This window comes from Streptomyces sp. NPDC088725 (assembly GCF_044751305.1).
Lineage (GTDB): Bacteria > Actinomycetota > Actinomycetes > Streptomycetales > Streptomycetaceae > Streptomyces.
Window position 1 is genome coordinate 249228 of sequence record NZ_JBIVLO010000004.1, and the last position, 26631, is coordinate 275858.

Consider the following 26631-nt stretch of genomic DNA (forward strand, 5'->3'; position numbering starts at 1 on the left):
CGGGCCCCACGCCCGCAGGTTTTGCGCGGCGCTCCCGTAAACGATCACTCGTCGGCAGATGGACCTTATGAGGAGATGTCCGCACCGATCATGATCTTCACCGGAACACTGGGTGAACAATTGACCGTGGCTCATCCGTCGACCCGGCGGCGGCATCACTGGCCGCCCGGCGGTGGACGTTCGCCGGCCCGGTGGCGGACGTTCGCCGGCCTGGTCGCCGGGCTCTCGGCGCGGCGGACCGCCAAGCGGACCACTAGCATGACGAATGCACCCCGATCGACCAGGCGAGGAGCGGTTCGTGCGAGACATCGCTGTGTTCAGCGGTAGTGCTCATCCCGAGTTGGCGGCGGAGGTCTGCTCCCATCTGGGGGTTCCGCTCAGTCCCTCACGGGTCAGCCGGTTCGCCAACGACTGCCTGGAGGTTCAGCTCCAGGCCAACTGCCGCGGGCGCGATGTCTTCCTCGTACAGCCGCTGGTCACGCCGGTGCAGGAGAACCTCGTCGAGCTGCTGCTGATGTGCGACGCCGCACGCGGCGCGTCGGCCGGGCGGATCACGGTGGTCATGCCGCACTACGCCTACGCGCGCTCGGACAAGAAGGACGCACCGCGTATCTCCATCGGCGGGCGGCTCGTCGCCGATCTGCTGGTGTCCTCCGGTGCCTCCCGGGTGCTGGCGATGACGCTGCACTCCCCGCAGGTGCACGGCTTCTTCTCCGTGCCGGTCGATCATCTGCACGCGCTGCGTGAACTGGCCGACCACTTCCGCCGCACCCCGGGTCACGACCCCTCGAACACCACGGTCGTCTCGCCCGACCTGGGCAACGCCAAGGAGGCCGCGGCCTTCGCCCGCATGCTGGGCGCGCAGGTGGCGGCCGGTGCGAAGCAGCGGTACGCGGACGACCGGGTCAGCATCAGCACCGTCATCGGCGACATCGCCGACCGGGACGTGATCGTCCTGGACGACGAGATCGCCAAGGGCAGCACCGTCCTCGAACTCCTCGACCGGCTGCGCGAACTGGGCCCGCGCTCCATCCGGGTCGCCTGCACCCACGGTCTGTTCGCCGCGGGCGCGCTCAAGCGGCTCTCCGAGCAGCCCGACGTGCTGGAGATCGTCTGCACGAACACGGTGCCGATCCCGGCCGAGGAGCACACCGAGAAGCTGCGCGTCCTGTCGATCGCCCCGGCGCTGGCCGAGGCCGTCCGTCGCATTCACAACGGCGAGTCGGTCAGCGCCCTGTTCGACGCGCCTTCCTGAGACCGGGTCGGCTCCGGGGCCTCCTACCGCGTGTCCGACGTGGGGTTCTGGGCCCGGATGATGGTGATCAGCCGGTCCGTCAGCTGGAGCGGGCTCGCGGCCGGGTCGTCGTACCCGATCAGCCGGTGGCCGCGCAGCACGCTGACCACCAGGTCGTCCGTCTCCCGTACGTTCCGGCCGACCTCGGCCTTTATGACCGGCCGTTCGACGAGGTCGAGGCCGCTGCCCTGCTGGATCAGGTCCTCCATCACCGTGCCGGCCATGGGGCTGAGCACGGACAGGCCGAGCAGCCGGCCGGCCGCGCTGGCGCTGGTGATCACGCCGTCGGCGCCGGACTGGCGCAGCAACGGCGCGTTCTCCTCCTCGCGCACCGCGGCGACGATCTTCGCGCTCTTGTTCAGCTGCCGCGCGGTCAGCGTGACCAGCACGGCCGTGTCGTCGCGCTGGGTGGCGATGACGATCTGACGGGCCCGCTGGACCTCGGCCCGCAGCAGCACATCGCTGCGTGTCGCGTCACCGATGACCCCCACGAAACCTTCGGCGTTGGCCGCCTCGACCACCTTGTTGGAGGGGTCGACGATGACGATGTGCTCCTTCTTGATGCCCGTGGCACAGAGGGTCTGCATCGCCGAACGCCCCTTCGTCCCGTAGCCGACGATGACGGTGTGATCGCGCAAGTTGGACCTCCAGCGGTTCAGCCGCCACTCCTCGCGCGTGCGCTCCGTGAGCACTTCGAGCGTGGTACCGACCAGGATGATGAGGAAGAGCACCCGGAGCGGGGTCACCAGCAGGACGTTGACGAGCCGGGCGCCGTCGCTGTACGGGACGATGTCGCCGTAACCCGTGGTGGAGAGGGTGACCGTCGCGTAGTAGACGGAGTCGAGGAAGTCGACGGTGTTGTCGGAGTTGTCGTGGTACCCGCCCCGGTCGACCCAGACGATCAGCACCGTCAGGAACAGAACCATCAGCGCCATCACGAGACGCCTGGTGACCTGGATGAGCGGCCCGTTGACCTTGCGGCGCGGGAGCGTCACCCGGGCGGTGATCAGATGCTCGTCCGCGTTCCTGGCCATCGCGTCGTGGCCGGAAAGTTTCACGTGAAACACCCGCCGTCGACCGAGGCCGCCGCCCAGGGCAGCTCAAGAACTTCCAGCTCGGCACCGCGCCGCGCACCGCCGGGCGGCACGACCGCGAGCCCGTCGGCGGCGGCGATACCGCGGAGCATGGCGGGACCGCTGAAGTGCAGCGGTACGAGTCCGTCGTCCCGGTGGACGAAGGGCACGAGGCGGGTGTCGTACGGATGCCCGCCCACGTCCTCGCGTACGGACACGGGATACGGGCCCTCACCCGCCCGGCCCGCGAGCACGCGCAGCAAGGGCTCGGCGAGGGTCAGCAGGCCGGAGACCGCGGCGAGCGGATTGCCCGGCAACCCGACCAGATGGCGTCCCGAGGGCAGCCGGGCCAGCAGCATGGGATGACCGGGGCGTACGGCGACTCCGTCGACCAGCAGCTCGGCGCCCGCCTTGCTGAGCACCGGATGGACATGGTCGACGGGTCCACCGGCGGTACCGCCGGTGGTGATGACGAGTTCGGCCCTGGACTTGGTGACCGCGCGGTACAGGGCCTTCGCATCGTCGCCGATCCTGCGAGTGGCGATCACCTCGGCGCCGAGAGCGCGCAGCCACGGGGAGATCATCGGACCGAGAGCGTCGCGGATGAGCCCGTCGCGCGGGAGCCCCGACGTCAGCAGTTCGTCGCCGAGGACAAGGACCTCGACGCGCGGGCGCTCCACCGTGCACAGCTCGTCGTATCCGGCCGCGGCGGCGAGACCGAGGACCGCCGGGGTCACGAGCGCCCCGGCGGGCAGCAACTGCTCGCCCGAGCGGCACTCCTGACCGCGCGGCCTGATGTCCTGCCCCGGGATCAGCTCACGTCCTGCGTGCAGTTGGCCGCCGTCCACGCGCGCGTGCTCGCTGCGGATCACGGCGGTGGTGTCGGCCGGAACGCGGGCGCCGGTGGCGATCCGTACGGCCACACCGTCGAGCAGCGACTCGGCGTCGCCGTCCCCGGCGAGGATGCCGTCGCCGTCGTCCTGCCGGACGCTCCAGGGGCCAGGACCCGAGACCGCCCAGCCGTCCATGGCCGAGGTGTCGAAGGACGGGAGATCGGTCAGCGCGGACAGCGGCTCCGCGAGCGCCCGGCCCAGCGCCTGGTCGAGGGGCACCCGGTGGGCGCGCGCGGTGGTGACGGATCTGCCGGAGCGCACCGCGAGCGCGCGGGCCTCGGTCCAGGGCACGCCGGGGCGGTTGCCGGCGGGACGACCGGCGGCGGTACCGCTCGAGGACGGGCGGTTTCCGGCGGGGCTGCTCGCGGAGTGGCTCTGCGCGGGCTGCCCGGGCGCGGTCTGCCGGTTTCCAGAGGACCGGCGGCTTTCCGAGGACCGGCGGCTTTCCGAGGGCCGGTCTCCCGAGGGCCGGCTGCTTCCCGGGGAGTGCCGGCTTCCCGAGGGGTGCCCGCCGACCAGGGCGAGCGCGTCCTCGATCCCCTCGACCTCACGGACCTCCTCGGCCTCGCCGATCTCTCCGACGCCGCTGATCCCGTCGATCTCGTCATCCCAGCCCGTCATCCGGCGTCGGCCTCTTCGGCCCAGCGGAGGGCCAGTGCCTCGGCCTTGCGCGCGGCCTCGGCCACGGCCCGCGGACCGTCACCGCCGGCCTTGGCCGCCGCGTACCCGACCAGAAAGGTCGTCAGCGGCGCGGCCGGCCTGGCGACGCCGTGCGCGGCATCGCGGGCCAGATCGAGCAGAACGTCGGTGTCGACATCCAGCTCGATGCCGAGTTCGTCCTTGACTGCGGTGATCCATTCGTCCAGCACGGTTCCATGCTCTCTGATGCGGGCTCGGGCCATGGAGATGTCTTCCCAGGTGTCACAGTCGAAGGACGCGAGGGGATCGGCATCGACCCGGGCAAGGTCAAGTTCCTCTGACAGCAGGCGAAGTGGCAGCCCGGCGAGGCTGCCGTACTCGGTGGCGAGCAGCGCGATCTCGCGGCGCAGCGGCTCGGCGCGGTAGGCGGCGACCAGGGGCTGATCCCGTCCGTCCGCGTCGGTGAGCAGCGCGGCCTCCTTGCCGCCGGCGTCCAGCACCTCGACGAGCCGGCGCACTGTCGCCGGCCCCAGGAAGGGCAGATCGGCGGAGAGTACGACGACGGTGTCGGCGTCGACGCACCGTACGCCCGCGTCGAGCGCGGCCAGCGGCCCGCCGCCCGGCGGTTCCTCGCGCGTCCACCGCACGGGCCGTACGGTGGCCCGTCTGCCGCCCACGACGACGGTGCGGGCGGCCTCTTCGCAGGCCCCGAGGACTCGGTCGAGCAGGGCCCGGCCGCCGATCCGCAGCCCGGGCTTGTCGGCGCCGCCGAGCCGCTTGGCGGCGCCTCCGGCGAGCACGATGGCGTCATACGCGGTCATGGGTGAAGTATGGTCCGCCCGCTCCGGTTCACAGCAGGCGGTAGGCCCCTGTGTGACACCTGTGCCGCGTATGCCGGCACAGGTGCCGCGTAGGCCGCACCGCGCCGTCGGCCGGGACCGCCGGGCCCGGCGCCGGAGAGACGGTCACAGCGAGCGCAGCAGCACCGCCGGCTGTTCGACGCAGTCCGCCACATACCGCAGGAAGCCGCCCGCCGTACCGCCGTCGCAGACGCGGTGGTCGAAGGTGAGGGACAACTGGACGACCTGTCGCACGGCCAGCTCACCGCCGTGCACCCACGGCTTGGGGACGATCCTGCCGACCCCGAGCATCGCGGCTTCCGGGTGGTTGATGATCGGCGTGGAGCCGTCGACGCCGAACACGCCGTAGTTGTTGAGCGTGAACGTGCCTCCGGACAGGTCACCCGGCGTCAGCGTCCCGGACCTGCCCGCCTCCGTCAGCCGCGCGAACTCGGCGCTCAGCGATTCCGCCGAGCGCGCGTGCGCGTCCCGTACGACGGGGACGACGAGACCGCGTTCGGTCTGCGCCGCGAAGCCCAGATGGACGTCCGGGAGACGCACGATCTCCCTGGCCGCCGCGTCGACCGTGGAGTTCAGCTCCGGATGGCGGGCGAGCGCGGCCGTACAGATCCGCGCGAACAGGGCGAGGACCGAGATCTTCGGGCCCCCTGCCGCGTTCATCGCCGTACGGGCCGCCATCAGTTCCGTCGCGTCCGCGTCCACCCAGCAGGTGGCGTCCGGGATCTCGTGACGGCTGCGGGACAGCTTGTCGGCCACCGCGCCCCGCACGCCCTTCAGCGGCACCCGCACCGCCCCTGCCTGGACGGCCGTAGCTACGGAGGCCGGAGTCACGGGGGCCGCAGGCGGCGCGGGACACGGGGGAACGGCCACGGCCGGTGCCTTCTCCGCGCCTGGAGCGTTCCCTGCGCCTGGTGCCTTCTGCGCGCCCCGCCGGATCGCCAGCTCCACGTCCGAGCGCAGGATCAGGCCGTCGGGCCCCGAGCCGCACAGCGCCCGCAGATCGACGTCGTTCTCCCGGGCCAGCCGCCGTACCAGCGGCGAGACGACAGGAACCGGGCCCGCGGCGGCTGTGCCGTTCACCGCTCCGACAGCCGGCACCGAACGCGCCTGCGCGACGCGCACCGGCACGGGCCTGACCCGGCGCCTGCGCGCCACCGGCGCGCCCGTGCCGTACCCGACGAGCACATTGCCCGAACCGCTGCCGGAGGATCCCGCCGGACCGGCCGCGTCCTTCGACGGGACCGGGGCGGGAGCCGGGGCGTCCGCCTCCGGCGGTGAGTCCACCGGGGCCGTCGCGGCCGCCTCTCCCACCGCCACCGTGATCAGCGGCGCGCCGACCGGCAGCTCCGAGCCCTCGTCCCCGAACCGCGCCGTCACCACACCGCCGTAGGGACAGGGCACTTCGACCATCGCCTTGGCGGTCTCGACCTCGACCACGGGCTGATCGACGGCGACGACGTCGCCCACCGCCACCAGCCAGCGGACGATCTCCGCCTCGGTCAGCCCCTCGCCCAGATCGGGCAGCTTGAATTCGAGCACTTGGGCCATCAGCTCTCCGCCTCCCACTGGAGCCGCGCGACGGCGTCCAGCACCCGGTCCACTCCCGGCAGATGGTGCCTCTCCAGCATTGGAGGCGCATACGGAATATCGTATCCGGCGACTCTCAGCACCGGGGCTTCCAGATGGTGGAAGCATCGCTCGGTGATCCGGGCGGCGATCTCCCCGCCGGGACCGCCGAAACCGGAGGACTCGTGCACGACGAGCGCGCGCCCCGTACGCCGTACGGACGCGGCGACCGTCTCGTCGTCGAACGGCACCAGCGAGCGCAGATCCACGACCTCCAGATCCCAGCCCTCGGCCCGCGCCGCCTCCGCCGCCTCCAGACAGACCGGCACGGAGGGCCCGTACGTGATCAGCGTGGCGCTGCTGCCCCCGCGTCTGACGACGGCCCGGCCGATGGGCTCCACCGCCGCGGGCTCGTCCTGCGACCAGGGCGCCTTCGACCAGTAGAGCCGCTTCGGCTCCAGGAAGACCACCGGATCGTCGGAGGCGATCGAGGCCCGCAGCAGTCCGTAGGCATCCTCGACCGTCGAAGGCGTGACGACATGAAGCCCCGGCGTCGCCATGTAGTACGCCTCCGAGGAGTCGCTGTGGTGCTCGACTCCGCCGATGCCCCCTCCGTACGGCACACGCACGGTGATCGGCAGGGACACCGCGCCCCGGGTGCGGTTGCGCATCTTCGCCACATGGCTGATCAGCTGCTCGAACGACGGATAGGCGAAGGCGTCGAACTGCATCTCCACCACGGGCCGCAGCCCGTACATCGCCATGCCGACGGCCGCCCCGAGGATGCCCGCCTCCGCGAGCGGGGTGTCCGTACAGCGGTCGTCCCCGAACTCGGCCGCGAGTCCGTCGGTGATCCGGAAGACCCCGCCCAGGGTGCCCACGTCCTCGCCGAGGACATGCACCGAGGGGTCCTCGGCCATCGCGTCGTGCAGCGCGCGCTGCAGCGCCAGCGCCATTGTGGCGGGTTTCACCGCGACCGTGGTCATCGCGCCTCACCCGCGCCCTGATCAGTCGTCCTGTCCTGCCCGGGAGCCGTGTGCTGCGCGGATCTCTCGCCCTGCCCGGCTCCCGCGCCCTGCTCCGCCGCCGCGTCCAGCTCGGCCCGCAGCTGGGCCGCCTGCTCGTCGAGCTGAGTGGTCCGCTCCGCGTAGACATGCGCGAACAGTTCCATCGGATCGAGCACCGGATCCGCGTTCATCCGCTCGCGCAGCCGCGCGGCCATCGCCTCCGCGGCCTCCGCCGTCTTGCCGATGCCGTCCTCGTCGAGGAGGCCGCGCCCTGTCAGCTCGCGTTCGAGCAGCAGGACCGGGTCGTGCGCGCGCCACGCCTCGACCTCGGCGGAGTCGCGGTAACGCGTCGCGTCATCGGCGTTCGTGTGAGCCTCCATGCGGTACGTGACCGCCTCCACGAGAGTCGGGCCGCCGCCGCTCCTGGCCAGGGCCATGGCGTCGGCGAGGACCGCGTGCACCGCCGCCGCGTCGTTCCCGTCGACCAGCCGGCCCGGCATGCCGTAGCCGACGGCCTTGTGGGCCAGCGACGGCGCCGCGCTCTGCTTGGCGAGCGGTACGGAGATCGCGAAGCCGTTGTTCTGCACGAGGAAGACCACCGGGGCCTGCCACACGGCCGCGAAATTCAGCGCCTCGTGGAAATCGCCCTCGCTCGTGCCCCCGTCACCCACCAGGGCGAGCGCAACCACGTCGTCGCCCTTGAGCCGCGCCGCGTGCGCCAGCCCGACGGCGTGCGGCAGCTGGGTGGCGAGCGGCGTGGAGAGCGGGGCGACGCGATACTCGTACGGGTCGTAGCCGGTGTGCCAGTCACCGCGCAGCAGCGTCAGCACCTCGACGGGATCGAGTCCGCGCGCCACGGCCGCCAGCGAGTCGCGGTAGCTGGGAAAGAGCCAGTCCTGCTCCCGCAGGACCAGCGCGGCGGCCACCTCGCAGGCTTCCTGTCCCGTGCTCGACGGATATACCGCGAGCCTGCCCTGCCTGGTCAGGGCCGTCGCCTGAGTGTTGAACCTGCGTCCACTGACCAGCCCGGCGTAGAGCCTGAGCAGCAGCGCGGGGTCCGCGCCCGCCGCCGCGTCCGTACCGAGCACGCGGTACGGCCGGGCGTCGGGGAGCAGCGGCGCCGGATCGGTACGCGGCTGTGAGCCGGGGGGCCGGGCCGGGCCGTCCCCGCCTGTGGCGGCACCGGGCGGTTCCTGGACCGGCGTACTGATGTGCTGCACGCGTGCACCTCCTCGTGGGAGCGGGCAAGAGGAGAGTGCCGGGGGATGTGGCACGTCTCACCTACCGATTGTTCGGTCGAGGAGGCATTTTGGCTACACGCGCCCTCAGCCTGTGGACAAACGGTTCTCCACAGCCAAGGACAGACGCAGGTCGTCCATGCTAGAGAGGTGGGGAGACATGGGAGCTGAACAAATGGCCGAAGGAACTGATCACGCGGGCGGCCCGGGAGGCGAGCCGGCCGCTCCGGCATCCGTCCAGCCCGCCCGTGAGGCCACGGTCCCCCCGGCCAGGCCGCTGGACACCATCGACCGCGCCATCCTGCGCATGCTCCAGAAGGACGGCCGGGCCTCGATACGTTCCGTGGCCGAGCGCGTCCATGTCTCGCGGGCCAACGCGTACGCGCGGATCAACCGGCTGATCGACGACGGGGTGATACGCGGCTTCAGCGCGCGCGTGAACCACGAACGCGCGGGTCACGGCGCATCCGCCTACATCACTCTCAAGATCGTGCAGAACTCCTGGCGCACCGTGCGCGAGCAGTTGGAAGAGTTGCCGGGCGCCGCGCACATCGCGCTGGTCAGCGGTGACTTCGACGTGCTGCTGCTGGTGCACACGCCGGACAACAGAACCCTGCGCGAACTGGTCCTGACGAGGCTCCAGGCCATCCCCGAGGTGCTGTCCACCCAGACCCTGCTCGTGTTCGAGGAGACGGACCTGGATCCCGGCCCCGCCGCCCCGGAAGCCCGCTAGGGCGTGCTGGGAAAGTCCCGCCTGGCTCGCCCCGCCCTCCGGGCGGACGGCGCTACTTCCGCAACACGTCCTGGATCTCCGGTCCGGCGCCGGTGCGCAACCCGTCGAACGCTATCCGTACGACGGCGTCGGCGACCTGCTCCTGGTCGTAGCCGCCCGCCGCCTGCGGCCGGTACCACTCCACCAGCGAGTTGATCATGCCGAACAGCAGCCGCGTCGCCAGCCGTATGTCCACATCCGTCCGCAGGTCCCCGTCCGCGGCGGCCGCCTTGAGCAGATCGGCCACCCGCTGGTCGAACTCCCTGCGGCGCTCCATGGCCCAGCGCTCGGTCTGCGTATTGCCCCGTACGCGCAGCAGCAGCGTCACGTAGGGCAGCTCGGTCATCAGCACCTCGACGGTGCGGCGCGTCACGTACTCGACCCGCGCGACGGGACGGCCGTGTGTGGCGCCATCCTCTTCGAGGATGGCGAAGAGTCCGTCGAGCGCCCGGCTGACCGCGCGGCGCAGCAGTTCCTCCTTGCCCACCACATGGTGGTAGATCGAGGACTTGGAGATGCCGGCCGCCTTGGAAAGATGCTCCATGGACGTGCCGTCGTAGCCGCGCTCGTTGAAGACCTCCACGGCGACGCCGAGCAGCGTCTCCGGCGTATAGGTGTCGCGCTTGGGGCCTGCGTTGGAGGTGGTCATGAGCGGCCCTGCTTCGCTTCGAGGTCGGCGCGGCGCACCAGCGCCTGGGAGGGGGCGTAACGTCCGCCCGGGTACGCACCATCCAGTGTCGCAAGGAAGTCGGCCGCCCATCGCGCGCCCAGCAGATCGCACCACTCGCCGGGCCCGCCCGGGTAGTTCACACCGAGTTTCATGGCGGTGTCGGTGTCCTCCGCGCTCGCGACGCCACGGCTCACGGCGTCGAGGGCGAAGTCGATCAGCATGGCGACGGTACGGCCGACGATCATGCCCGGGATGTCCCCGATGACGCTGACCTGCTTGCCGAGCCTCTGGAAGAGGCCGATGGCCGCCCGAACGTCCGCCGGGTCGGCGTCCGCGCCCGGGGCGAGCGCGACGCGGGTGCAGGCGCGGTAGTCCAGGGAGAGGTCGAAGCGGATGTACGCCCCTGAGGGGTCGCCCGTGGCGGTCGTCCCGTCGGTGAGGCTGAGGCCGGTGCCGCCCGGCAGGCCGATGAAGCCGCCGGAGACGTACGGGGTGCGGTCGCGGATGACCTTGATGCCCGCCTCCTCGATCATCTCGCGCAGGACGGCCGCCGCACCGAGTCCGGCGTGCAGCCCCACGGCGTCCGGCGCGTCGCACGGCTCCGCGGTGTGCGGCTCGGGCGCCGCGGCTCCTTCGCCGTACGGAAACCATCCCCGGCCCGTTTTACGGCCGAGCCGGCCCGACTCCACCAGCCTGCGCTGCGCGAGCGAGGGCGTGAACTTCGGGTCCTGGAAGAAGGACTCCCGGACGGACCGCGTCACGGCCTCGTTGACGTCCTGGCCGATCAGATCGGTCAGCTCGAAGGGGCCCATCCGAAAGCCGCCGCACTCGCGCAGCACGGCGTCGATGGTGGCGGGCTCCGCGGCCCGCTCCTCGTACACCCGGAACGCCTCTGCGTAGAAGGGCCTGGCGACGCGGTTGACGACGAAGCCCGGCGTGTCCGCGCAGCGCACCGGGGTCTTGCCCCAGGCCAGCGCCGTGCCGTACGCGCGCTCCGCGGCCTCCTCGTCCGTGGCGAAACCGCTGACGACCTCCACGAGGGGCAGCAGCGGCGCCGGATTGAAGAAGTGCAGACCGACGAGCCGGCCGGGACGGCGCAACTCTCCGGCGACGGCTGTGACGGAGAGGGAGGAGGTGTTGGTGGCGAGCAGGCAGTCATCGGCGACGACATCCTCCAGCGCCGCGAACAGTTCGCGCTTCACGCTCAGCCGCTCGACGACGGCTTCGATCACGAGTGCCGCGTCGGCAAGTTCTGTGAGCTCTTCCGCCGTGTGCAGCCCGGCCAGCGCGGCCTCGCGCGTGGCTTTGTCGAGCCTGCCCTTCCCGACCAGCCGGTCCAGGCGTCCGGCGAGGGACGCGGCGGCCTCCTCGGCGCGGCCCGGCACGGCGTCGTAGAGGCGTACGGGATGCCCGGCGACCAGCGCCACCTGGGCGATGCCCTGGCCCATCGTGCCGGCGCCGACGACCGCGACGACGCGGGCGGGGTCGATTGCTGTCATGAACGCGATCCTCCCGTACGGCGTACGGCCGGGAGCGCAGGGGGCAGGTCCCGTACGAACGACAGGGGCGGCGAGTTCCCACGTGTCGAGTTGTCGCCGATCCCGTTCCGACCCCTTGTCCCGACCGATCGTTCGGTTACTCTAACTCTTGTCCGCCCGCTCATGGTCCCTGTTCCCGTCCCGCCCGGCTCGACGTTCCCGTACGCCGTACCCGCCCAGCTCGACCGGTTCCTCTTCCCGTACCTGCCCAGCTCGACAAGGAGTTGGTCCTTGATGGCCGCCCAGCTCAGCCCCCAGCAGCTCTCCGAGAAGCACAGGCCCACGCTCGACCAGGCTCTCGACGCGATCCGCACGCGCGCTTACTGGTCGCCGCATCCCGAGCATCCGAAGGCGTACGGCGATACCGCGCCCGCCGACGGGCTCGCCGCCTTCCAGGCCCTGCGCGGGACGCGCCTCGAGCTGGACCAGCCCGGCCTGGACGGCTGGACGGGCGGCGAGGTCTCGCCGTACGGCCCCGCGCTGGAGGTCGAGTACCCGCACACGGACATGGACGTCCTGCTGCCCGCCATGCGCGCGGGCATGGGCGCATGGCGGGCGGCCGGACCCGAGGCGCGCGCCCTGGTCTGTCTGGAGATCCTGTCGCGGATCAGTGCCCGCACCCACGAGTTCGCGCACGCGGTGATGCACACCAGCGGGCAGGCCTTCATGATGGCGTTCCAGGCGGGCGGTCCGCATGCCCAGGACCGCGGCCTCGAAGCCGTGGCGTACGCGTACGCGGAGCAGAGCCGTACGCCCTCGGCGGCCGACTGGTCCAAGCCGCAGGGCAAGCGGGACCCCCTTGAGCTGCGGAAGTCCTTCACGGCGGCGCCGCGCGGCATCTCGCTGCTGATCGGCTGCAACACCTTCCCGACGTGGAACGGATACCCGGGCCTGTTCGCGTCCCTGGCCACCGGCAACCCGGTCCTGGTCAAGCCGCATCCGCGCGCCGTACTGCCGCTGGCGCTGACGGTGCGGGTGGCTCGTGACGTACTCGCCGAGGCCGGCTTCGACCCGAATCTGGTCGCGCTGGCCGTGGAGCGGCCCGGTGAGGGCATCGCCAAGACCCTGGCCGTGCGGCCCGAGATCCGGATCATCGACTACACCGGGTCCACCGCCTTCGGCGACTGGCTGGAGACCCACGCGCACCAGGCGCAGGTCTACACGGAGAAGGCGGGGGTGAACACGGTCCTGGTCGACTCCACCGACGACTACAAGGGCATGCTGGCCAACCTCGCGTTCTCCCTGTCGCTGTACAGCGGCCAGATGTGCACCACCCCGCAGAATCTGCTCATCCCCCGGGACGGCATCGCCACGGACGCGGGAGAGAAGTCGTACGACGAGGTGGTCGCGGATCTCGCGGCCGCGGTGAGCGGCCTGCTCGGCGACGACACCCGGGCCAACGGACTGCTGGGCGCGCTGGTCAATCCCGATGTGAAGGCCCGGCTGGAAGCGGCGGCCGCGCTCGGGGACGTCGCGCTCGCCTCCCGCGAGATCGCCCACCCGGACTTCCCGGACGCCGTGGTCCGTACGCCGCTGATGGTGAAGGCGGACGGCTCCCGCAAGACCTGGGAGCGCGCGACCGAGGGCGGCACGAAGACCGGGGCGACGGGCGCGGCCGACGGCTCGGGCGGGGTGCCGTACCTCGCCGAGTGCTTCGGCCCGGTGTCCTTCGCGGTCGCGGTGGACTCCACGTCCGACGCGCTGGAGCTGCTGCGGCGCACCGTGCGCGACAAGGGCGCGATGACCGTCGGCGCGTACACGACGTCGAAGGAGACGGAGCGCGCGATCGAGGACGTCTGCCTCGAGGAGTCCGCGCCGCTCTCGCTGAATCTCACCGGCGGGGTGTACGTGAACCAGACGGCGGCCTTCTCGGACTTCCACGGCTCGGGAGGCAACCCGGCGGCGAACGCGGCCCTGTGCGATGCCGCGTTCGTGGCCAACCGGTTCAGGACCGTGGAGGTACGCCGCCCGGCGTGAGCGCTCAGGCGCCGCCGGCCGGGGTGATCAGGCGGCGGGCGGCGCCGGGATGTCCGCGTACCGCTGGATCCACGCGTGCATGGCGATCGCCGCGGCCGCTCCCGCGTTGATCGAGCGGGTCGAGCCGAACTGGGCGATCGAGCACACCATCGCGGCGTGCTCCCTGGCCTCCTCGGTCAGGCCCGGGCCCTCCTGCCCGAAGAGCAGCACGCAGCGGCGCGGCAGCTCGGTGCGCTCCAGCGGTACGGCGCCCGGGAGGTTGTCGATCCCGATGATCGGCAGTCCCTCGGCCGCGGCCCAGGCCGTCAGCTCCGCGGTATCGGGGTGGTGGCGCACATGCTGGTACCGGTCGGTGACCATCGCACCGCGCCGGTTCCAGCGCCGCCGCCCGACGATATGGATCTCCTTGGCGAGGAAGGCGTTGGCGGTTCTGACCACGGAGCCGATGTTGAAGTCGTGGCCCCAGTTCTCCACCGCCACGTGGAAGTCGTGACGCCGGGTGTCCAGGTCGGCGACGATCGCCTCACGCGTCCAGTACCGGTAACCGTCGACAACATTGCGCCGGTCGCCTGCGGCCAGCAGCTCGGGGTCGTACCGCTCGCCCTCGGGCCAGGGCCCGGGATGGGGACCTACGCCGATCTCGCCGCCGAAGCCGTCGTCGTACTGGCTCGGTTCCGATGCCGGTTCCCGCACCGGATCCTGGGCAGGTGCGCCGGTCCCGGCCTCGGTCGCCGCCCCGGTCCCGGTCCCGGCGGATGTCTCGCTGTTCACCCGATGAGCGTACGGGGCTCGTCGGCCCCGGCGGACCGCTGCTCCGGCAGCGCCCCGGCCCTGCCTGGGAGAAGCCGGTCGCGGCCCTTCCCGATCCAGCCGCCGAGCCGGCGCAGGAAGCTCGTCGGCAGGAACACGGCATCGGCGGCGATCATCGCCATCGAGAAGAACGGCAGGCCCAGTAGCACGGCGATCCCCAGGTGCTCCAGGATCATGGCGACCAGCAGGATGTTCTTGACTCGCCGGTTGAACAGTGTGAAGGGGAAGGCGACCTGCACGATGACCGTGCCGTAGGTCACCAGCATCACGATGACGCCGTTGGCCGCCAGGATGTCGGAGAGCGCGGGCCAGGGTGCGAAGTAGTCGAGCTTGAGCGGGTAGTACAGCGCGGTGCCGTCCGCCCAGCGCGAGCCCTGGATCTTGTACCAGCCCGCGGTGGCGTAGACGAAACAGACCTCGGCCATGATCACGGCGAGGCCGGCGTTGTGGACGAGGTTGGCGAGGATGTCCAGCAGGGCGCGCGGTTCGCCGCGCGGCGCGAAGCGGTTCGCCGTCCACCACAGCGCCTGACAGACCCACATCCCCCAGAACAGGATCAGCAGCCAGGCCGCGATCTGGACCCGGTCCGTCATCGACCCGATGAACAGCAGCGCGCCGAGAACGCCCCACAGGACGGGTCCGACGACATCCGTCCTGTCCACCTCTGCGGCTTCCCCAGACCCGGTCCCGGACGCTTCCGCGCCCGTCGTACGGTCCTTTGCGGCTACGCGCGCCGCCCGCCTGGCGTCCAGCGACCAGACCTGGCCGCAGCGCGTGAGGACCAGGTAGACCGCCATCAGATGGATGATGTTGTCGCCGCCGTCGCCCACGAAGATGCTGCGGTTCTGCAGCGACAGCACGCCGAACATGAAGACCACGGACATGGTGCGGGTGCGCCAGCCGAGCGCCAGCAGCGCGCTGGACAGGATGGCGACGGCGTACACGGTCTCGAACCACAGCGCGCTGTCGGACCACATCAGCCCGCTGAACGCGCCGTTGCCCGCGATCAGCTGCCGGGCCAGATCCCAGCTCCACGGCCCTTCGGGACCGTACAGCTCATGGCGGTTCGGCAGTTCCCGCACCAGGAAGAACAGCCAGGTGACGGCGAACCCGATCCGCACGACCGCGCTCTGGTACGGGCCGAGGACCGTGGAGCTGACGCGCCGGACGGCCCGTGCGGCCCGCCTGTCGAGGGTCACTGGCCCGCCTCCGTACGGCCGTTCCTGATGTCACCGGGAAGATCCCCGGCACTCACGGTCCACCACGGCAGCACCCGGTAGAAGGGCCGGGTGCTGACCTTCTCGTCGCTCCACGGAGGAGCCGGGACCGCGCTGGTGGATGACCTGACCTGGACGCGTTCCACCGGGCCGCCCAGCTCGTGGTCCGCCAGGCGCAGCATCACGACCCGGCGCATGTAGGCCTCGGAAAGCTGCCCGCGCAGGCCGACGGCGCGGCCCTTGCTGTCGTGGGAGCCGGTGAAGAAATCCCAGCCGCGGCGCAGTTCGTTCTGGTCGACGTGGCTGGGCAGCACGTTGCCCCGGACCGCTTCGCCGTCCTCGGCCGAGAGGTCGATCCAGTCGGTCGTCCGCCGCTTCCCGCCGGGGCCCGCGACCTCGGCCCTCACCTGCACGGCGATGTTCTGCTGAAGGGGATTGGGGGCGAACAGCTTCCAGTTCTGCTCGAACTCGGGAAGGACCCACTCGTTCACGGCCGCGCCGTGCTGCTTGGTGAGCGTGTTGGACGGGGCGACATGCAGGAACACCATGCCCAGGTGGACACAGGCCAGCAGCCCGACGACGGCCAGTCCGAGAGCGGCCACCACCTGGTACGGCAGGGAGAGACCGGCTATCCCGGCGCCGGGACGCGGGCCGGCCTCCGGGCCCTTGTCGTCGTACGGATCCATCCCGCCCCGATCAGTGCTCGTACCCCACAGAGTTATCCACAGGGTTGACACCCTACGGGCCCCGGCCACACCATTGAAGCCAACGAACCGAACGATCGGTCGGTAGGGGGCCAGGATGACGGCAGTGCCCGCGGGGACGGCTGTGGAGGCGGCGATGGAGACGGCAGAGGCGTATCAAACGGCTTTCGACACCGCCGTGGCCGCCGACGAGCGCATCGAGCCGCGCGACTGGATGCCGGAGGCCTACCGCGCCTCGCTGGTCCGCCAGATGGCCCAGCATGCCCACTCCGAGATCATCGGCATGCAGCCGGAGGCCAACTGGATCACGCGCGCGCCGTCGCTGCGGCGCAAGGCGATTCTGATGGCCAAGGTGCAGGACGAGGCGGGACACGGCCTGTATCTCTACAGCGCGGCCGAGACCCTGGGCACGGGCCGCGACGAACTGCTGGAGAAGCTGCACTCCGGCCGCCAGAAATACTCGTCGATCTTCAACTATCCGACGCTGACCTGGGCGGACGTCGGCGCGATCGGCTGGCTCGTGGACGGCGCCGCGATCACGAACCAAGTCCCGCTCTGCCGCTGCTCGTACGGGCCCTACGCGCGCGCGATGATCCGGATCTGCAAAGAGGAGTCCTTCCACCAGCGCCAGGGATACGAGCTGCTGCTCGCCCTGAGCAGGGGCACCCCGGCCCAGCACGAGATGGCGCAGGACGCGGTGAACCGCTGGTGGTGGCCGTCCCTGATGATGTTCGGCCCGCCGGACGACGAGTCGGCACATTCCGCGCAGTCCATGGTCTGGAAGATCAAGCGCCATTCCAACGACGACCTGCGGCAGCGCTTCGTCGACATATGCGTCCCGCAGGCCGAGGCGCTGGGCCTCGCTCTGCCCGATCCGGACCTCCGGTGGAACGAGGAGCGGGGGCGGCACGACTTCGGCGCGATCGACTGGGCGGAGTTCCGGGACGTGCTGAAGGGCAACGGCCCCTGCAACGAACAGCGGATCACCCAGCGCCGCCAGGCGCACGAAGAAGGCTCCTGGGTACGGGAAGCCGCCGCCGCCTACGCGGCGAAGCACTCCGGAAAGGCCGCGGCATGACCGACTCCGACTCCACCGACTGGCCGCTCTGGGAGGTGTTCGTGCGCTCCCGCCGCGGGCTCTCCCACACCCACGCGGGCAGCCTGCACGCCCCGGACGCGGAGATGGCCCTGCGCAATGCCCGCGATCTCTACACGCGGCGGAGCGAGGGCGTCTCGATCTGGGTGGTGCCCTCGTCCGGGATCACGGCCTCCTCGCCCGACGAGAAGGACCCGTTCTTCGCCCCGGCGGGCGACAAGCCGTACCGCCACCCGACGTTCTACGAGATCCCGGACGGGGTGAAGCACCTGTGAGCGCCGCACTCGCCCTGGGCGACGACGCGCTGGTGCTCTCCCACCGGCTGGGGGAGTGGGCGGGCCACGCCCCGGTGCTCGAAGAAGAGGTCGCCCTCGCCAACATCGCACTCGACCTGCTGGGACAGGCGCGCATCCTGTTCTCCCTCGTCGGGGACGAGGACGAGCTGGCCTATCTGCGCGAGGAGCGGGCTTTCCGCAATCTCCAGCTGGTGGAGCAGCCCAACGGCGACTTCGCGCACACCATCGCCCGCCAGCTCTACTTCTCGACTTACCAGCTGTTCCTGTACGAGCAACTCGCGGCCGGGAAAAGCGCGTTCGCCCCGCTGGCGGCCAAGGCCGTCAAGGAGGTCGCCTACCACCAGGACCACGCGGAGCACTGGACGCTGCGCCTCGGTGACGGCACGGCCGAGAGCCGTGCGCGGATGCGGCAGGGCTGCGCGGCCCTGTGGAAGTTCACCGGAGAGATGTTCCAGCCCGTCGAGGGCCTGGACGTCGACCACCAGGCGCTGGAAGCCCGCTGGCGGGACGCGATCGGGGAAGTGCTGGAGCGGGCCACTCTGACGGTGCCGGAGGGCCCGAGGTCCGGTGCCTGGGCGGCGGGCGCGGGCCGGCAGGGGCTGCATACGGAGCCGTTCGGCCGGATGCTCGCCGAGATGCAGCACCTGCACCGCAGCCACCCGGGGGCGACATGGTGAACCACGCGAGCGGCGCGCCCCCGACGGCGCTGGAGGGCGAGCTGCGGCGGCTCGCCGGCTCGGTACCCGATCCGGAGCTGCCGGTGGTGACGCTGGAGGAGCTGGGCGTGCTGCGTGCGGTCCAGTTGTCCGGCCCGGGAAAGGTCCGGGTGGAGCTGACCCCCACCTACACCGGCTGCCCGGCGATCGAGGCGATGGCCTCGGACATCGAGCACGTGCTGCACGACCACGGCATACCCGAGGTCTCGGTCGTCACGGTGCTGTCCCCCGCCTGGTCGACGGACGACATCAGCGCGGAAGGCCGGCGCAAGCTCGCGGAGTCCGGCATAGCCCCGCCCCGCCCGCACGGCACAGGGGGTCCGGTGCCGCTCTCGCTCTCCATCCGCTGCCCCCACTGCGGCTCGACCGACACCGAGCTGCTGAGCAGGTTCTCCTCCACCGCCTGCAAAGCGCTGCGCCGCTGCACAGCCTGCGGTGAACCGTTCGACCACTTCAAGGAGTTGTAGATGTTCCATCCGCTCCGGGTCAGCGAGGTCGAGCGGCTGACGGACGACGCGGTGGCCGTCACGTTCGCGGTGCCGCCCGAACTGCGCGAGACCTTCCGGCACATCCCGGGCCAGCATGTCGCCCTGCGCCGCAGCGTCGGCGGCCAGGAGATCCGGCGCACGTACTCGATCTGCGCGCCCGCTGTCCCCGACGGCGCGGATCCGGTACTGCGCGTGGGTATCCGGCTGGTCGAGGGAGGCGAGTTCTCGACGTACGCCTTCAAGGAACTGGCCGTGGGGGACACGGTCGAGGTCATGGAGCCGACCGGCCGCTTCGTGCTGAAGCCGCGCGCCGGGCGCTTCGCGGCGGTCGTCGGCGGCAGCGGGATCACGCCGGTGCTCTCGATCGCGGCCAGCCTGCTGGCGTACGAGCCGGACGCCCGGTTCTGTCTCGTCCGCAGTGACCGCACGGTGGCCTCGACGATGTTCCTGGAGGAGGTCGCCGACCTCAAAAACCGCTACCCCGACCGCTTCCAACTGGTCACCGTGGTCTCCAGGGAGGAACAGCAGTCAGGGCTGCCGTCCGGACGGCTCGACCAGGAGCGGCTGACCGGGCTGCTGCCCGCGCTCCTGCCGGTGACCGGGATCGACGGCTGGTTCCTGTGCGGGCCCCTGGGGCTGGTGACGGGCGCCGAGCGCGCGCTGCGCGGTCTCGGAGTGGCGCGTGCCCGGATCCACCAGGAGATCTTCCACGTGGACGACGTACCGGCAGGGGTCCTCTCGGCGGCGGCTACGGCGAAAGAGCGGGCGCCCTCCCGCAGCACGCTCACCGCGACTCTGGACGGCCGCTCGGGCAACTGGCCGGTCCAGGAAGGCGATTCGCTGCTGGAGACCGTGCTGCGCAGCCGTGCGGACGCGCCGTATGCCTGCAAGGGCGGGGTCTGTGGGACCTGCCGGGCCTTCCTGGTCTCGGGCGAGGTCCGGATGGACCGCAACTTCGCCCTCGAACCGGAAGAGACGGAAGCCGGATACGTCCTCGCCTGTCAGTCCCACCCCGCCACCGCCGAAGTGGAGCTGGACTTCGACCGCTGAGACGCCGCGAAACCGGCGGAGACCGCCGGCCAGGGTCCCCTCGGCCACTCAGCCGCCGCCCCTCAGCGGCCCAGCCTCAGCAGCGGGGCTTCAGCGGAGGAGTCTCAGAGGACGAACGCCGGGCTGTCGGTGTCCGTGACCATCGGACGCCCGGCGGCGTCCCAGGCGAGCATGCCGCCGTCGATGTTCACCGCTTCGACGCCCTGCCGCACGAGGAACTGGGTGACCTGCGCAGAGCGGCCACCGACCCGGCACATCACATACGCCGTCCGCCCGTCGGCCGCGTCCGTGACCTCCTCGAGGCGAGTGGTGAATTCACTCATCGGCACATGCAGCGCACCCTCGACATGACCGGCCGCCCACTCGTCGGACTCCCGGACATCCAGCACGAAACCATCGGCGGGAACCGCCGAGACGGCCACCGAGGGCAGAGCGAAACTCATGGGTGTTGCCTTCTCTCGTCGCAGAGCGATACGTCCGCAAATAAACCTACGTCCGCGAAAACCTACTGCACCAGCTTGGCCAATTCCGCCTCGCGCCCGGAGACCTCCGCGAGCAGCTGCTCGGCGATCTCCTCCAGCAGCCGGTCCGGGTCATCGGGCGCCATCTTCAGCATCGCGCCGATCGCGCTGTCCTCCAGCTCCCTGGCGACCAGCGTCAGCATCTCCTTGCGCTGCGACAGCCACTCCAGGCGGGCGTACAACTCCTCGCTCTCGCTCGCCCGGGACGCCACCGGGGCGGGCCCCGCCGCCCACTCCTCGGCCAGCTCCACCAGGAGCGGCACATCCCCGCGCCCGTACGCCGCGTTCACCCGCGTGATGAACTCCTCACGCCGCGCACGCTCCGGGTCGTCCTGCGCCAGATCCGGATGCGCCTTGCGCACCAGCTCGCGGTAGATCTTGCGCGCCTCGTCACTGGGCCGCACGCGCTTGGGCGGGCGCACGGGCTGACCGGTCAGCATCGCCGCCGCCTCGGCCGACAGCCCATCGGAATCGAGCCATTCGCTGAACAGCTCCTCGATGCCCGGCATCGGCTGCACCATGGCGCGGGCTTCCCTGGCCTTGCGCACGTCCTCGGGATCACCGGTGCGGGACGCCTTGGCCTCCGCGATCATCGCGTCCAGCTCGTCGAGACGTGAGTACATCGGGCCGAGCCGCTGGTGGTGCAGCCGGGAGAAGTTCTCCACCTCGACCCGGAATGTCTCCACCGCGATCTCGAACTCGATCAGCGCCTGCTCGGCCGCGCGCACGGCCTTCTCCAGCCGCGCCTCGGGACGCTGCGCCTCAGCCGAACCCGCGTTCACACCCGACCCCTCAGCCCCAGCCGATCCATCACCCTCGGCCGTCCCCTCACTCTCGGCCGCGCTCTCGCCTTCGGCGGTCACAGCGGTCTCCGGAGTCACAGAGGCTTCCGGAGTCACAGAGGCTTCCGAAGGCGCCTCGGTCCCCGCGGCCGTGGCACCTTCCGCCGGTTCTGCGGGGTCCGTGAGGCCTGTGGGGTGCGTCGCATCCGGCACGTCTGGCACGTCCTGCTCGTCGTCGTTACGGATCGTCGGCTCCCCGGGGGCGTCCTGCGTCACCCGCCCAGCGTACGGGCGATCACCGTCCCCCATCGAGTCACCCCGGGGCTCATACACCTGACTCGGCCGCTATCCGCCCGCTCCTGACCGCCGCCACCAGGTCCGCGTGGTCCGCTTCCGTACGGTCCGCGTACGCCACGGCGAAGGACGCGATCGCCACGTCCAGCTCCTCGTTCTTGCCGCAGTACCCGGCGATCAGCCGCGGGTCCACGCTGTGCGCGTGCGCCCTGGCCAGCAGCGCGCCCGTCATCCGGCCGTAGTCGTCCATCTGGTCGGCGGGCAGCGCCGAAGCGTCCACGCTCCCCTTCCGGTTCCTGAACTGCCGTACCTGATAGGGCCTTCCCCGCACCGTCGTCCAGCCGAGCAGGTTGTCGCTCAAAACCTGCATGCGCTTCTGGCCGAGCACCACCCTGCGGCCTTCGTGCACCGCCTCCGGCGCCTCGAACCCTACGGCGGCCAGATGGGGCAGCAGGACCGAGGGCCGCGCCTCCTTCACCTGAAGCACCAGCGGCTCACCCCGGTGGTCCAGCAGCAGCACCACATACGACCGTGTCCCCACACTGCCGGTGCCGACCACCCGGAACGCCACGTCATGGATCGCGTACCGCCCGAGCAGCGGCAGCCGGTCCTCGGAGAGGGTGCTCAGGTACTCCTCCAGGGAAGCCGCCACCGCGGCGGCCTCGTCGTCGGGCACCCGCCGCAGAACGGGCGGCGCGTCCACGAACCGCCGCTCGGCGTGCTTCCCGCCCGATCCGCCGGATCCGCCGTCGTGGGACATCACTTCCGTCGCCTTGGCCGCGAACCGCGCGCTCGTGTTCTTGCGCGCCTTCTCCGAGACCCGCTCCAGCGTGCCCATCAGATCCCGCGCGTCCGCGTGCGACACCAGCTCCTCGTCCGCGATCGCGTTCCACGCGTCCAGCGCGGGCAGCTTCGCCAGCAGTCGCATCGTGCGCCGGTACGCGCCCACCGCGTCACACGCGCCGCGCCGGCAGGTGTCCTCGTCCGCCCCCGCCTCCCGGCCCGCGAGCACCAGCGAGGTGGCCAGCCGCTTGACGTCCCACTCCCAGGGGCCGACAACGGTCTCGTCGAAGTCGTTCAGATCAATGACCAGCCGACCGCGCGCGTCTCCGTACAGGCCGAAATTCGCCGCATGCGCGTCCCCACATATCTGCGCGCCCACGCCGGAGACCGGGGTGCCTGTCAGGTCATGGGCCATCAGGCCGGCCGAGCCGCGCAGGAAGGCGAAGGGGCTCGCGGCCATCCGCCCCACCCGGATCGGCGCCAGCTCGGGCACCCGCCCGCGGCTCGACTCCTCGACGGCACGCACCGCATCCGGCCGCCCCGCCGCGAACACCACCCCGTCGTGCGAGGACCGCGGCACCTTCGCCCGCAGCGCCTTGCCCCGCGCCTTGGGCGGCCGCGCGCCGTCCGAGGCTCCGGGCACGCCCGAGACTCTGCGCGGGGCGAAACCCGGAACCTCCGGAATACGCCCGGATCCGGAAACCGTCCGCTCTCCCCGTACCACCGACTCGGCATCGCTCATGGCACGCCACCTCCCCCGCGCTCGACCGCTCGTCCGTATGTCCAACATCAACTACGCACGACGGTACCGCCGGTCCAGGACAGTCGCCTGCTCCTGTGGATAACTCCATGAGCAGGCACGAGACCTGTGCGAACCCTGTACCGGATCCGCCAGACCCGCCAGACCAAGCACCAGATCAAGCCAGATTCCGCGGGCCGTGCCGGACCCGCCAGATCGCGCCACACGCATCAGATCCAGCCAGATCCCGAGATCCGGCCAGATGCCGCCAGATCCCGCCAGCCCCACCGGAGAGCCGACAGCCCCAGGAGCCCGCGGATCCCGGCCCACAGCAGACCTTGACCCCCGACAGCCCCGGCTCCGACAGCCCCGGTTCCGACAGCCCCGGATCCAATACCCCCTGGGCTCAACAGCCCCGGCCCCGGAGAGCCCCCGACCTCAAGGACATTCCCCCGGCGCCACGCCCAGATAGGACTCCGCCCACATCGACAGCTCCTTCAGCGCGGGCTCCATCGCCGCTCCGGCCTCCGTCAGCCGATAGGAGACCCGCAGCGGCGGGCCCACATCGACCTCCCGCACGACCAGCCCCGCCGCCCCCAGCTCGGTCAGCCGGTCCGAGAGCATGCGCTCGCTGATGCCCGGAATCGCCCGTCGCAGCTCGGCGAAATGGACCGCGCGCTCCATGAGAACGGACACGATCAGCCCGGTCCAGCGCTTGCCGAGCAGCTCGAAGACGCGCGTGATCCCCACGTCTACCTGCTTGCACGCTTCCTCGCTGTGGTCCGCCATCTTCACAGCGTACTGGCTTCCCGGTCCGGGATGAAAAAAAGTAAGTGACTGTGTTATCTATAGGCACGAACGGAAGTTCCACTCGCTTCCTCCGCGCGAATCCCTTATGTGACTCCCCTCTTCGCCTTCCCCACTGGAGAACCCATGGCCACGCTGCTGCACATCGACTCCGCCCTCGTCCCGGACGAATCCGCCTCCGCCTCCCGCGCCGTCACGGCCGCGTTCGCGAAGTCCTGGCTGGAACAGCACCCCGAGGGCAAGATCGTCTACCGCGACCTCGCCGCCTCCCCGGTGCCGCACATCAACATCGCCGCCGTCGGCGCCGGCGCCGACGACCCGCTGCGCGCAGAGCTCGCCGCCGAGCTGGCCGAGGCGGACGCGGTGCTGATCGGCGCCCCCATGTACAACTTCACGATTGCCTCCACCCTCAAGGCGTGGCTCGACCAGGTGATCATCAACGGCTTCAACTCGGGTCCGGACAGCAAGGTGACCGACACCCCGTTCACGATCGTCGCCAGCCGCGGCGGCTCGTACGCGCCCGGCACCCCGCGCGAGAGCTTCGAGTTCGTCCAGAACTACCTGGAGAAGGTCCTCACGGGCATGCTGGGCATCACCGACATCGACTTCATCGTCCCTGAGCTGACCCTCGCCCACAGCGTGGAGACCATGAGCGAGCTGATCCCGCTCGCCGAGGCCTCCCGCGAGAAGGCCCACACGGACGCCGCCGAGAAGGCCAAGGCGCTCGCTGCCCGTTTCGTGGCGTGACGTCATAACGGCGCCCGGGTCGTCCCGGGCGCCGTTGCGCGCTCCCCCCGAAAGCCCCCTGAGAGACACCTCACACCCGGGGTGTCCGTCCCACCACAGCACCCCAACTCCGCCCTGTCGGCGGGCACAGCAAAACGGTCGCCATCGTGATTACGATGACGACCGTTTCGTCTTACTGGTGCGCGAGGGGGGAGTTGAACCCCCACGCCCTTTCGGGCACTGGAACCTGAATCCAGCGCGTCTGCCTATTCCGCCACCCGCGCATTGGGTGTGCCGTTCGGTGCTTCACCGGCTGATCCTCAACCTCTGACCTGCTGGTGTGCGCTCCTGGCGACATCGAGAACATTAGCACGCAGCTGGGGGTGCGTTCACCTCGCTTTGTTTGCCCGACCGGGCGGCGGAACAGGGAACGGACAGCGGTGGCCCCCACTCCTCCTTCTTGCACCCGGGGTGCGGGACACTGGCGGAAGGGCGCCTCTACCATCCGTGTGAGGGGGGACACTCATCTGCGGGGCAGACAAGGGGAACCACGGGTTTTCCCGGCGCGTGGATACGATCAGTAAGCAGTACCAGGACGGCAACGACGGAGGAGGTGCCTCATGGGAGTCCTGAAGAAGTTCGAGCAACGCCTCGAAGGTCTGGTCAACGGCACCTTCGCGAAGGTGTTCAAGTCCGAGGTCCAGCCGGTCGAGATCGCCGGCGCGCTCCAGAGGGAGTGCGACAACAACGCGACGATCTGGAACCGCGAGCGGACCGTCGTACCCAACGACTTCATCGTCGAGCTGAGTACGCCCGACTTCGAGCGGCTCAGTCCGTACTCCGGCCAGCTCGGCGACGAACTGTCCGGGCTTGTGCGCGACTACGCGAAGCAGCAGCGCTACACCTTCATGGGTCCCATCAAGGTGCACCTGGAGAAGGCCGACGACCTCGACACCGGTCTGTACCGGGTGCGCAGCCGCACCCTGGCGTCGAGTACGTCACAGCCGCAGGCGCCCGACCGCGCCCCCGGCCCTCCCCACCAGGGCGCCCCCGGCGGATACGGCTACCCGCCCGCCTCCGCGCCCCCCATGCCGGCCTCCCCGCCGCCCGGCAGCCCGCACCAGGGCTCCTCGGCCGGCAGGCCGCCGACCGGGTCCGGTGCGTCACAGCACGGCCAGGTACGGCGCTGGATCGAGATCAACGGCACCCGCCACCAGATCTCCCGCGCCACTCTCGTACTGGGCCGCAGCACCGACGCGGATGTCCGGATCGACGATCCGGGAGTATCGCGCCGACACTGCGAGATCCGGGCCGGAATGCCCTCGACGATCCAGGATCTCGGGTCCACCAACGGCATCGTGGTAGACGGACAGCACACCACCCGCGCTACGCTCCGCGACGGCTCGCGGATCGTCGTGGGCAACTCCACCATCATTTTCAGGCAAGCCGAAGGGTGAAGCGGGGGCAATGTCAGAGCTGACCCTGACGGTCATGCGGCTAGGTTTCCTAGCTGTTCTGTGGCTGTTCGTGATCGTGGCCGTCCAGGTCATCCGCAGCGATCTGTTCGGAACGCGCGTCACGCAGCGCGGTTCGCGCCGCAGCGGTGACTCCCGGCCGCCACAGGCACGCCAGGCCGCCGCGCCGCCGGCACAGCGGCAGCAGCAGGGGGGCGGCCGGCAGCGCCGCGGCGCCCCCACCAAGCTGGTCGTCTCCGAGGGCATCCTCACCGGCACCACGGTGGCGCTCCAGGGACAGACCATCACGCTCGGCCGGGCACACGATTCAACGATCGTGCTGGACGACGACTACGCGTCCAGCAGGCATGCCAGGATCTACCCGGACCGTGACGGCCAGTGGATCGTCGAGGATCTCGGGTCCACCAACGGCACATATCTGGACCGGACCCGACTCACCACCCCGACACCGATTCCGCTGGGCGCTCCGATCCGCATCGGCAAGACCGTCATCGAGCTGCGGAAGTAGTACGACAATGAGCGAGCGGAGCGAGCGCGCGACGGTCCCGACGGCGGACCCGAGCCAGCTCCCGACCGGAGGGTGGGCAGTGTGGCTCGAGA

26 protein-coding genes and 1 tRNA gene are annotated in these 26631 nt (G+C 70.8%); 11 read left to right on the forward strand and 16 right to left on the reverse strand.

Annotation, left to right across the window (positions count from 1 at the left end):
* The first annotated feature begins 298 nt into the window (after positions 1-298).
* Complete coding sequence (locus tag ACIP6N_RS11325) at positions 299-1255, forward strand: ribose-phosphate diphosphokinase (protein ID WP_401814706.1); 957 nt, start codon at positions 299-301, stop codon at positions 1253-1255.
* Between the two features lie 23 nt (positions 1256-1278).
* On the opposite strand, the gene ACIP6N_RS11330 is transcribed toward ACIP6N_RS11325, so the two are convergent.
* The 6 genes from ACIP6N_RS11330 to pdhA all read right to left on the reverse strand — a co-directional run bounded on the left by ACIP6N_RS11330 (position 1279) and on the right by pdhA (position 8552).
* Entirely contained in the window at positions 1279-2352 is a 1074-nt protein-coding gene (locus ACIP6N_RS11330) for a potassium channel family protein (RefSeq protein WP_401814708.1), read from the reverse strand.
* A complete protein-coding gene (locus ACIP6N_RS11335) occupies positions 2349-3881 on the reverse strand; it encodes a molybdopterin molybdotransferase MoeA (protein ID WP_401814709.1) in 1533 nt (510 codons plus the stop codon). Before ACIP6N_RS11335 ends, ACIP6N_RS11330 begins: the two co-directional genes overlap by 4 nt.
* On the reverse strand, positions 3878-4720 hold the full coding sequence (locus tag ACIP6N_RS11340; RefSeq protein WP_401814710.1) for an NTP transferase domain-containing protein: 843 nt from the start codon (positions 4718-4720) through the stop codon (positions 3878-3880). Before ACIP6N_RS11340 ends, ACIP6N_RS11335 begins: the two co-directional genes overlap by 4 nt.
* A 144-nt stretch (positions 4721-4864) precedes the next feature.
* The gene (locus ACIP6N_RS11345) at positions 4865-6307 is read right to left on the reverse strand and encodes a dihydrolipoamide acetyltransferase family protein (RefSeq protein WP_401814711.1); all 1443 of its coding nucleotides are present in this window, start codon (positions 6305-6307) and stop codon (positions 4865-4867) included.
* On the reverse strand, positions 6307-7311 hold the full coding sequence (locus ACIP6N_RS11350) for an alpha-ketoacid dehydrogenase subunit beta (RefSeq protein WP_401814712.1): 1005 nt from the start codon (positions 7309-7311) through the stop codon (positions 6307-6309). Before ACIP6N_RS11350 ends, ACIP6N_RS11345 begins: the two co-directional genes overlap by 1 nt.
* A complete protein-coding gene (pdhA, locus tag ACIP6N_RS11355) occupies positions 7308-8552 on the reverse strand; it encodes a pyruvate dehydrogenase (acetyl-transferring) E1 component subunit alpha (RefSeq protein ID WP_401814713.1) in 1245 nt (414 codons plus the stop codon). The genes ACIP6N_RS11350 and pdhA overlap by 4 nt, the downstream gene beginning before the upstream one ends.
* A gap of 178 nt (positions 8553-8730) precedes the next feature.
* Here pdhA and ACIP6N_RS11360 point away from each other — a divergent pair, with 178 nt between their 5' ends.
* Positions 8731-9303, forward strand: a complete 573-nt coding sequence (locus tag ACIP6N_RS11360; RefSeq protein ID WP_401814715.1) for an Lrp/AsnC family transcriptional regulator — start codon at positions 8731-8733, stop codon at positions 9301-9303.
* 52 nt (positions 9304-9355) lie between these two features.
* On the opposite strand, the gene ACIP6N_RS11365 is transcribed toward ACIP6N_RS11360, so the two are convergent.
* Positions 9356-9991, reverse strand: coding sequence for a TetR/AcrR family transcriptional regulator (locus ACIP6N_RS11365; RefSeq protein WP_401814716.1), 636 nt, complete (start codon positions 9989-9991; stop codon positions 9356-9358).
* Entirely contained in the window at positions 9988-11511 is a 1524-nt protein-coding gene (locus tag ACIP6N_RS11370; protein WP_401814717.1) for a 3-hydroxyacyl-CoA dehydrogenase, read from the reverse strand. The genes ACIP6N_RS11365 and ACIP6N_RS11370 overlap by 4 nt, the downstream gene beginning before the upstream one ends.
* 273 nt (positions 11512-11784) lie before the next feature.
* On the opposite strand from ACIP6N_RS11370, the gene paaN reads away from it, so the two are divergent.
* Entirely contained in the window at positions 11785-13527 is a 1743-nt protein-coding gene (gene paaN / locus ACIP6N_RS11375; RefSeq protein ID WP_401815230.1) for a phenylacetic acid degradation protein PaaN, read from the forward strand.
* Between the two features lie 27 nt (positions 13528-13554).
* Here the strand turns inward: paaN and ACIP6N_RS11380 are convergent, their stop codons facing one another.
* The 3 genes from ACIP6N_RS11380 to ACIP6N_RS11390 are packed head-to-tail and all read right to left on the reverse strand — an operon-like array spanning position 13555 to position 16309.
* Positions 13555-14298, reverse strand: coding sequence for a TrmH family RNA methyltransferase (locus ACIP6N_RS11380; RefSeq protein WP_401814718.1), 744 nt, complete (start codon positions 14296-14298; stop codon positions 13555-13557).
* Positions 14295-15536 (reverse strand): HTTM domain-containing protein, encoded by a 1242-nt coding sequence (locus ACIP6N_RS11385; protein WP_401814719.1) that lies wholly within the window; start codon positions 15534-15536, stop codon positions 14295-14297. Before ACIP6N_RS11385 ends, ACIP6N_RS11380 begins: the two co-directional genes overlap by 4 nt.
* Positions 15533-16309 (reverse strand): DUF5819 family protein, encoded by a 777-nt coding sequence (locus tag ACIP6N_RS11390; RefSeq protein WP_401814720.1) that lies wholly within the window; start codon positions 16307-16309, stop codon positions 15533-15535. The genes ACIP6N_RS11385 and ACIP6N_RS11390 overlap by 4 nt, the downstream gene beginning before the upstream one ends.
* 46 nt (positions 16310-16355) lie before the next feature.
* On the opposite strand from ACIP6N_RS11390, the gene paaA reads away from it, so the two are divergent.
* Genes paaA through ACIP6N_RS11415 form a run of 5 tightly spaced genes read left to right on the forward strand, consistent with a single transcriptional unit; the run spans position 16356 to position 19904 of the window.
* Positions 16356-17336, forward strand: coding sequence for a 1,2-phenylacetyl-CoA epoxidase subunit PaaA (gene paaA / locus ACIP6N_RS11395; protein WP_401814722.1), 981 nt, complete (start codon positions 16356-16358; stop codon positions 17334-17336).
* Complete coding sequence (gene paaB, locus ACIP6N_RS11400; protein WP_401814723.1) at positions 17333-17629, forward strand: 1,2-phenylacetyl-CoA epoxidase subunit PaaB; 297 nt, start codon at positions 17333-17335, stop codon at positions 17627-17629. Before paaA ends, paaB begins: the two co-directional genes overlap by 4 nt.
* Positions 17626-18327: a 1,2-phenylacetyl-CoA epoxidase subunit PaaC gene (paaC, locus tag ACIP6N_RS11405; RefSeq protein ID WP_401814724.1), complete on the forward strand. Its 702-nt coding sequence runs from the start codon at positions 17626-17628 to the stop codon at positions 18325-18327. Before paaB ends, paaC begins: the two co-directional genes overlap by 4 nt.
* The gene (gene paaD / locus ACIP6N_RS11410; protein ID WP_401814725.1) at positions 18321-18833 is read left to right on the forward strand and encodes a 1,2-phenylacetyl-CoA epoxidase subunit PaaD; all 513 of its coding nucleotides are present in this window, start codon (positions 18321-18323) and stop codon (positions 18831-18833) included. Before paaC ends, paaD begins: the two co-directional genes overlap by 7 nt.
* Positions 18834-19904 (forward strand): 2Fe-2S iron-sulfur cluster-binding protein, encoded by a 1071-nt coding sequence (locus ACIP6N_RS11415; RefSeq protein ID WP_401814727.1) that lies wholly within the window; start codon positions 18834-18836, stop codon positions 19902-19904.
* Between the two features lie 104 nt (positions 19905-20008).
* Here ACIP6N_RS11415 and ACIP6N_RS11420 read toward each other — a convergent pair whose 3' ends face one another.
* The 4 genes from ACIP6N_RS11420 to ACIP6N_RS11435 form a co-directional block, all read right to left on the reverse strand.
* Positions 20009-20347, reverse strand: a complete 339-nt coding sequence (locus ACIP6N_RS11420; protein WP_401814728.1) for a rhodanese-like domain-containing protein — start codon at positions 20345-20347, stop codon at positions 20009-20011.
* A 62-nt stretch (positions 20348-20409) separates the two neighbouring features.
* Entirely contained in the window at positions 20410-21483 is a 1074-nt protein-coding gene (locus ACIP6N_RS11425; RefSeq protein ID WP_401814730.1) for a hypothetical protein, read from the reverse strand.
* Between the two features lie 49 nt (positions 21484-21532).
* On the reverse strand, positions 21533-23026 hold the full coding sequence (locus ACIP6N_RS11430; protein ID WP_401814731.1) for a DUF2252 domain-containing protein: 1494 nt from the start codon (positions 23024-23026) through the stop codon (positions 21533-21535).
* Between the two features lie 435 nt (positions 23027-23461).
* Entirely contained in the window at positions 23462-23812 is a 351-nt protein-coding gene (locus ACIP6N_RS11435) for a winged helix-turn-helix transcriptional regulator (RefSeq protein ID WP_401814733.1), read from the reverse strand.
* A 144-nt stretch (positions 23813-23956) separates the two neighbouring features.
* Between ACIP6N_RS11435 and ACIP6N_RS11440 the strand changes: the two genes are divergently transcribed.
* Positions 23957-24577: an FMN-dependent NADH-azoreductase gene (locus ACIP6N_RS11440; RefSeq protein WP_401814734.1), complete on the forward strand. Its 621-nt coding sequence runs from the start codon at positions 23957-23959 to the stop codon at positions 24575-24577.
* Between the two features lie 176 nt (positions 24578-24753).
* On the opposite strand, the gene ACIP6N_RS11445 is transcribed toward ACIP6N_RS11440, so the two are convergent.
* Positions 24754-24840: transfer RNA gene (locus tag ACIP6N_RS11445), tRNA-Leu, on the reverse strand.
* Positions 24841-25176: 336 nt separating this feature from the next.
* Between ACIP6N_RS11445 and ACIP6N_RS11450 the strand changes: the two genes are divergently transcribed.
* Both ACIP6N_RS11450 and ACIP6N_RS11455 read left to right on the forward strand, forming a co-directional pair.
* Positions 25177-26013, forward strand: a complete 837-nt coding sequence (locus ACIP6N_RS11450; protein ID WP_401814736.1) for an FhaA domain-containing protein — start codon at positions 25177-25179, stop codon at positions 26011-26013.
* A gap of 10 nt (positions 26014-26023) precedes the next feature.
* Positions 26024-26539: an FHA domain-containing protein gene (locus tag ACIP6N_RS11455; protein WP_401814737.1), complete on the forward strand. Its 516-nt coding sequence runs from the start codon at positions 26024-26026 to the stop codon at positions 26537-26539.
* Positions 26540-26631: the final 92 nt, after the last annotated feature.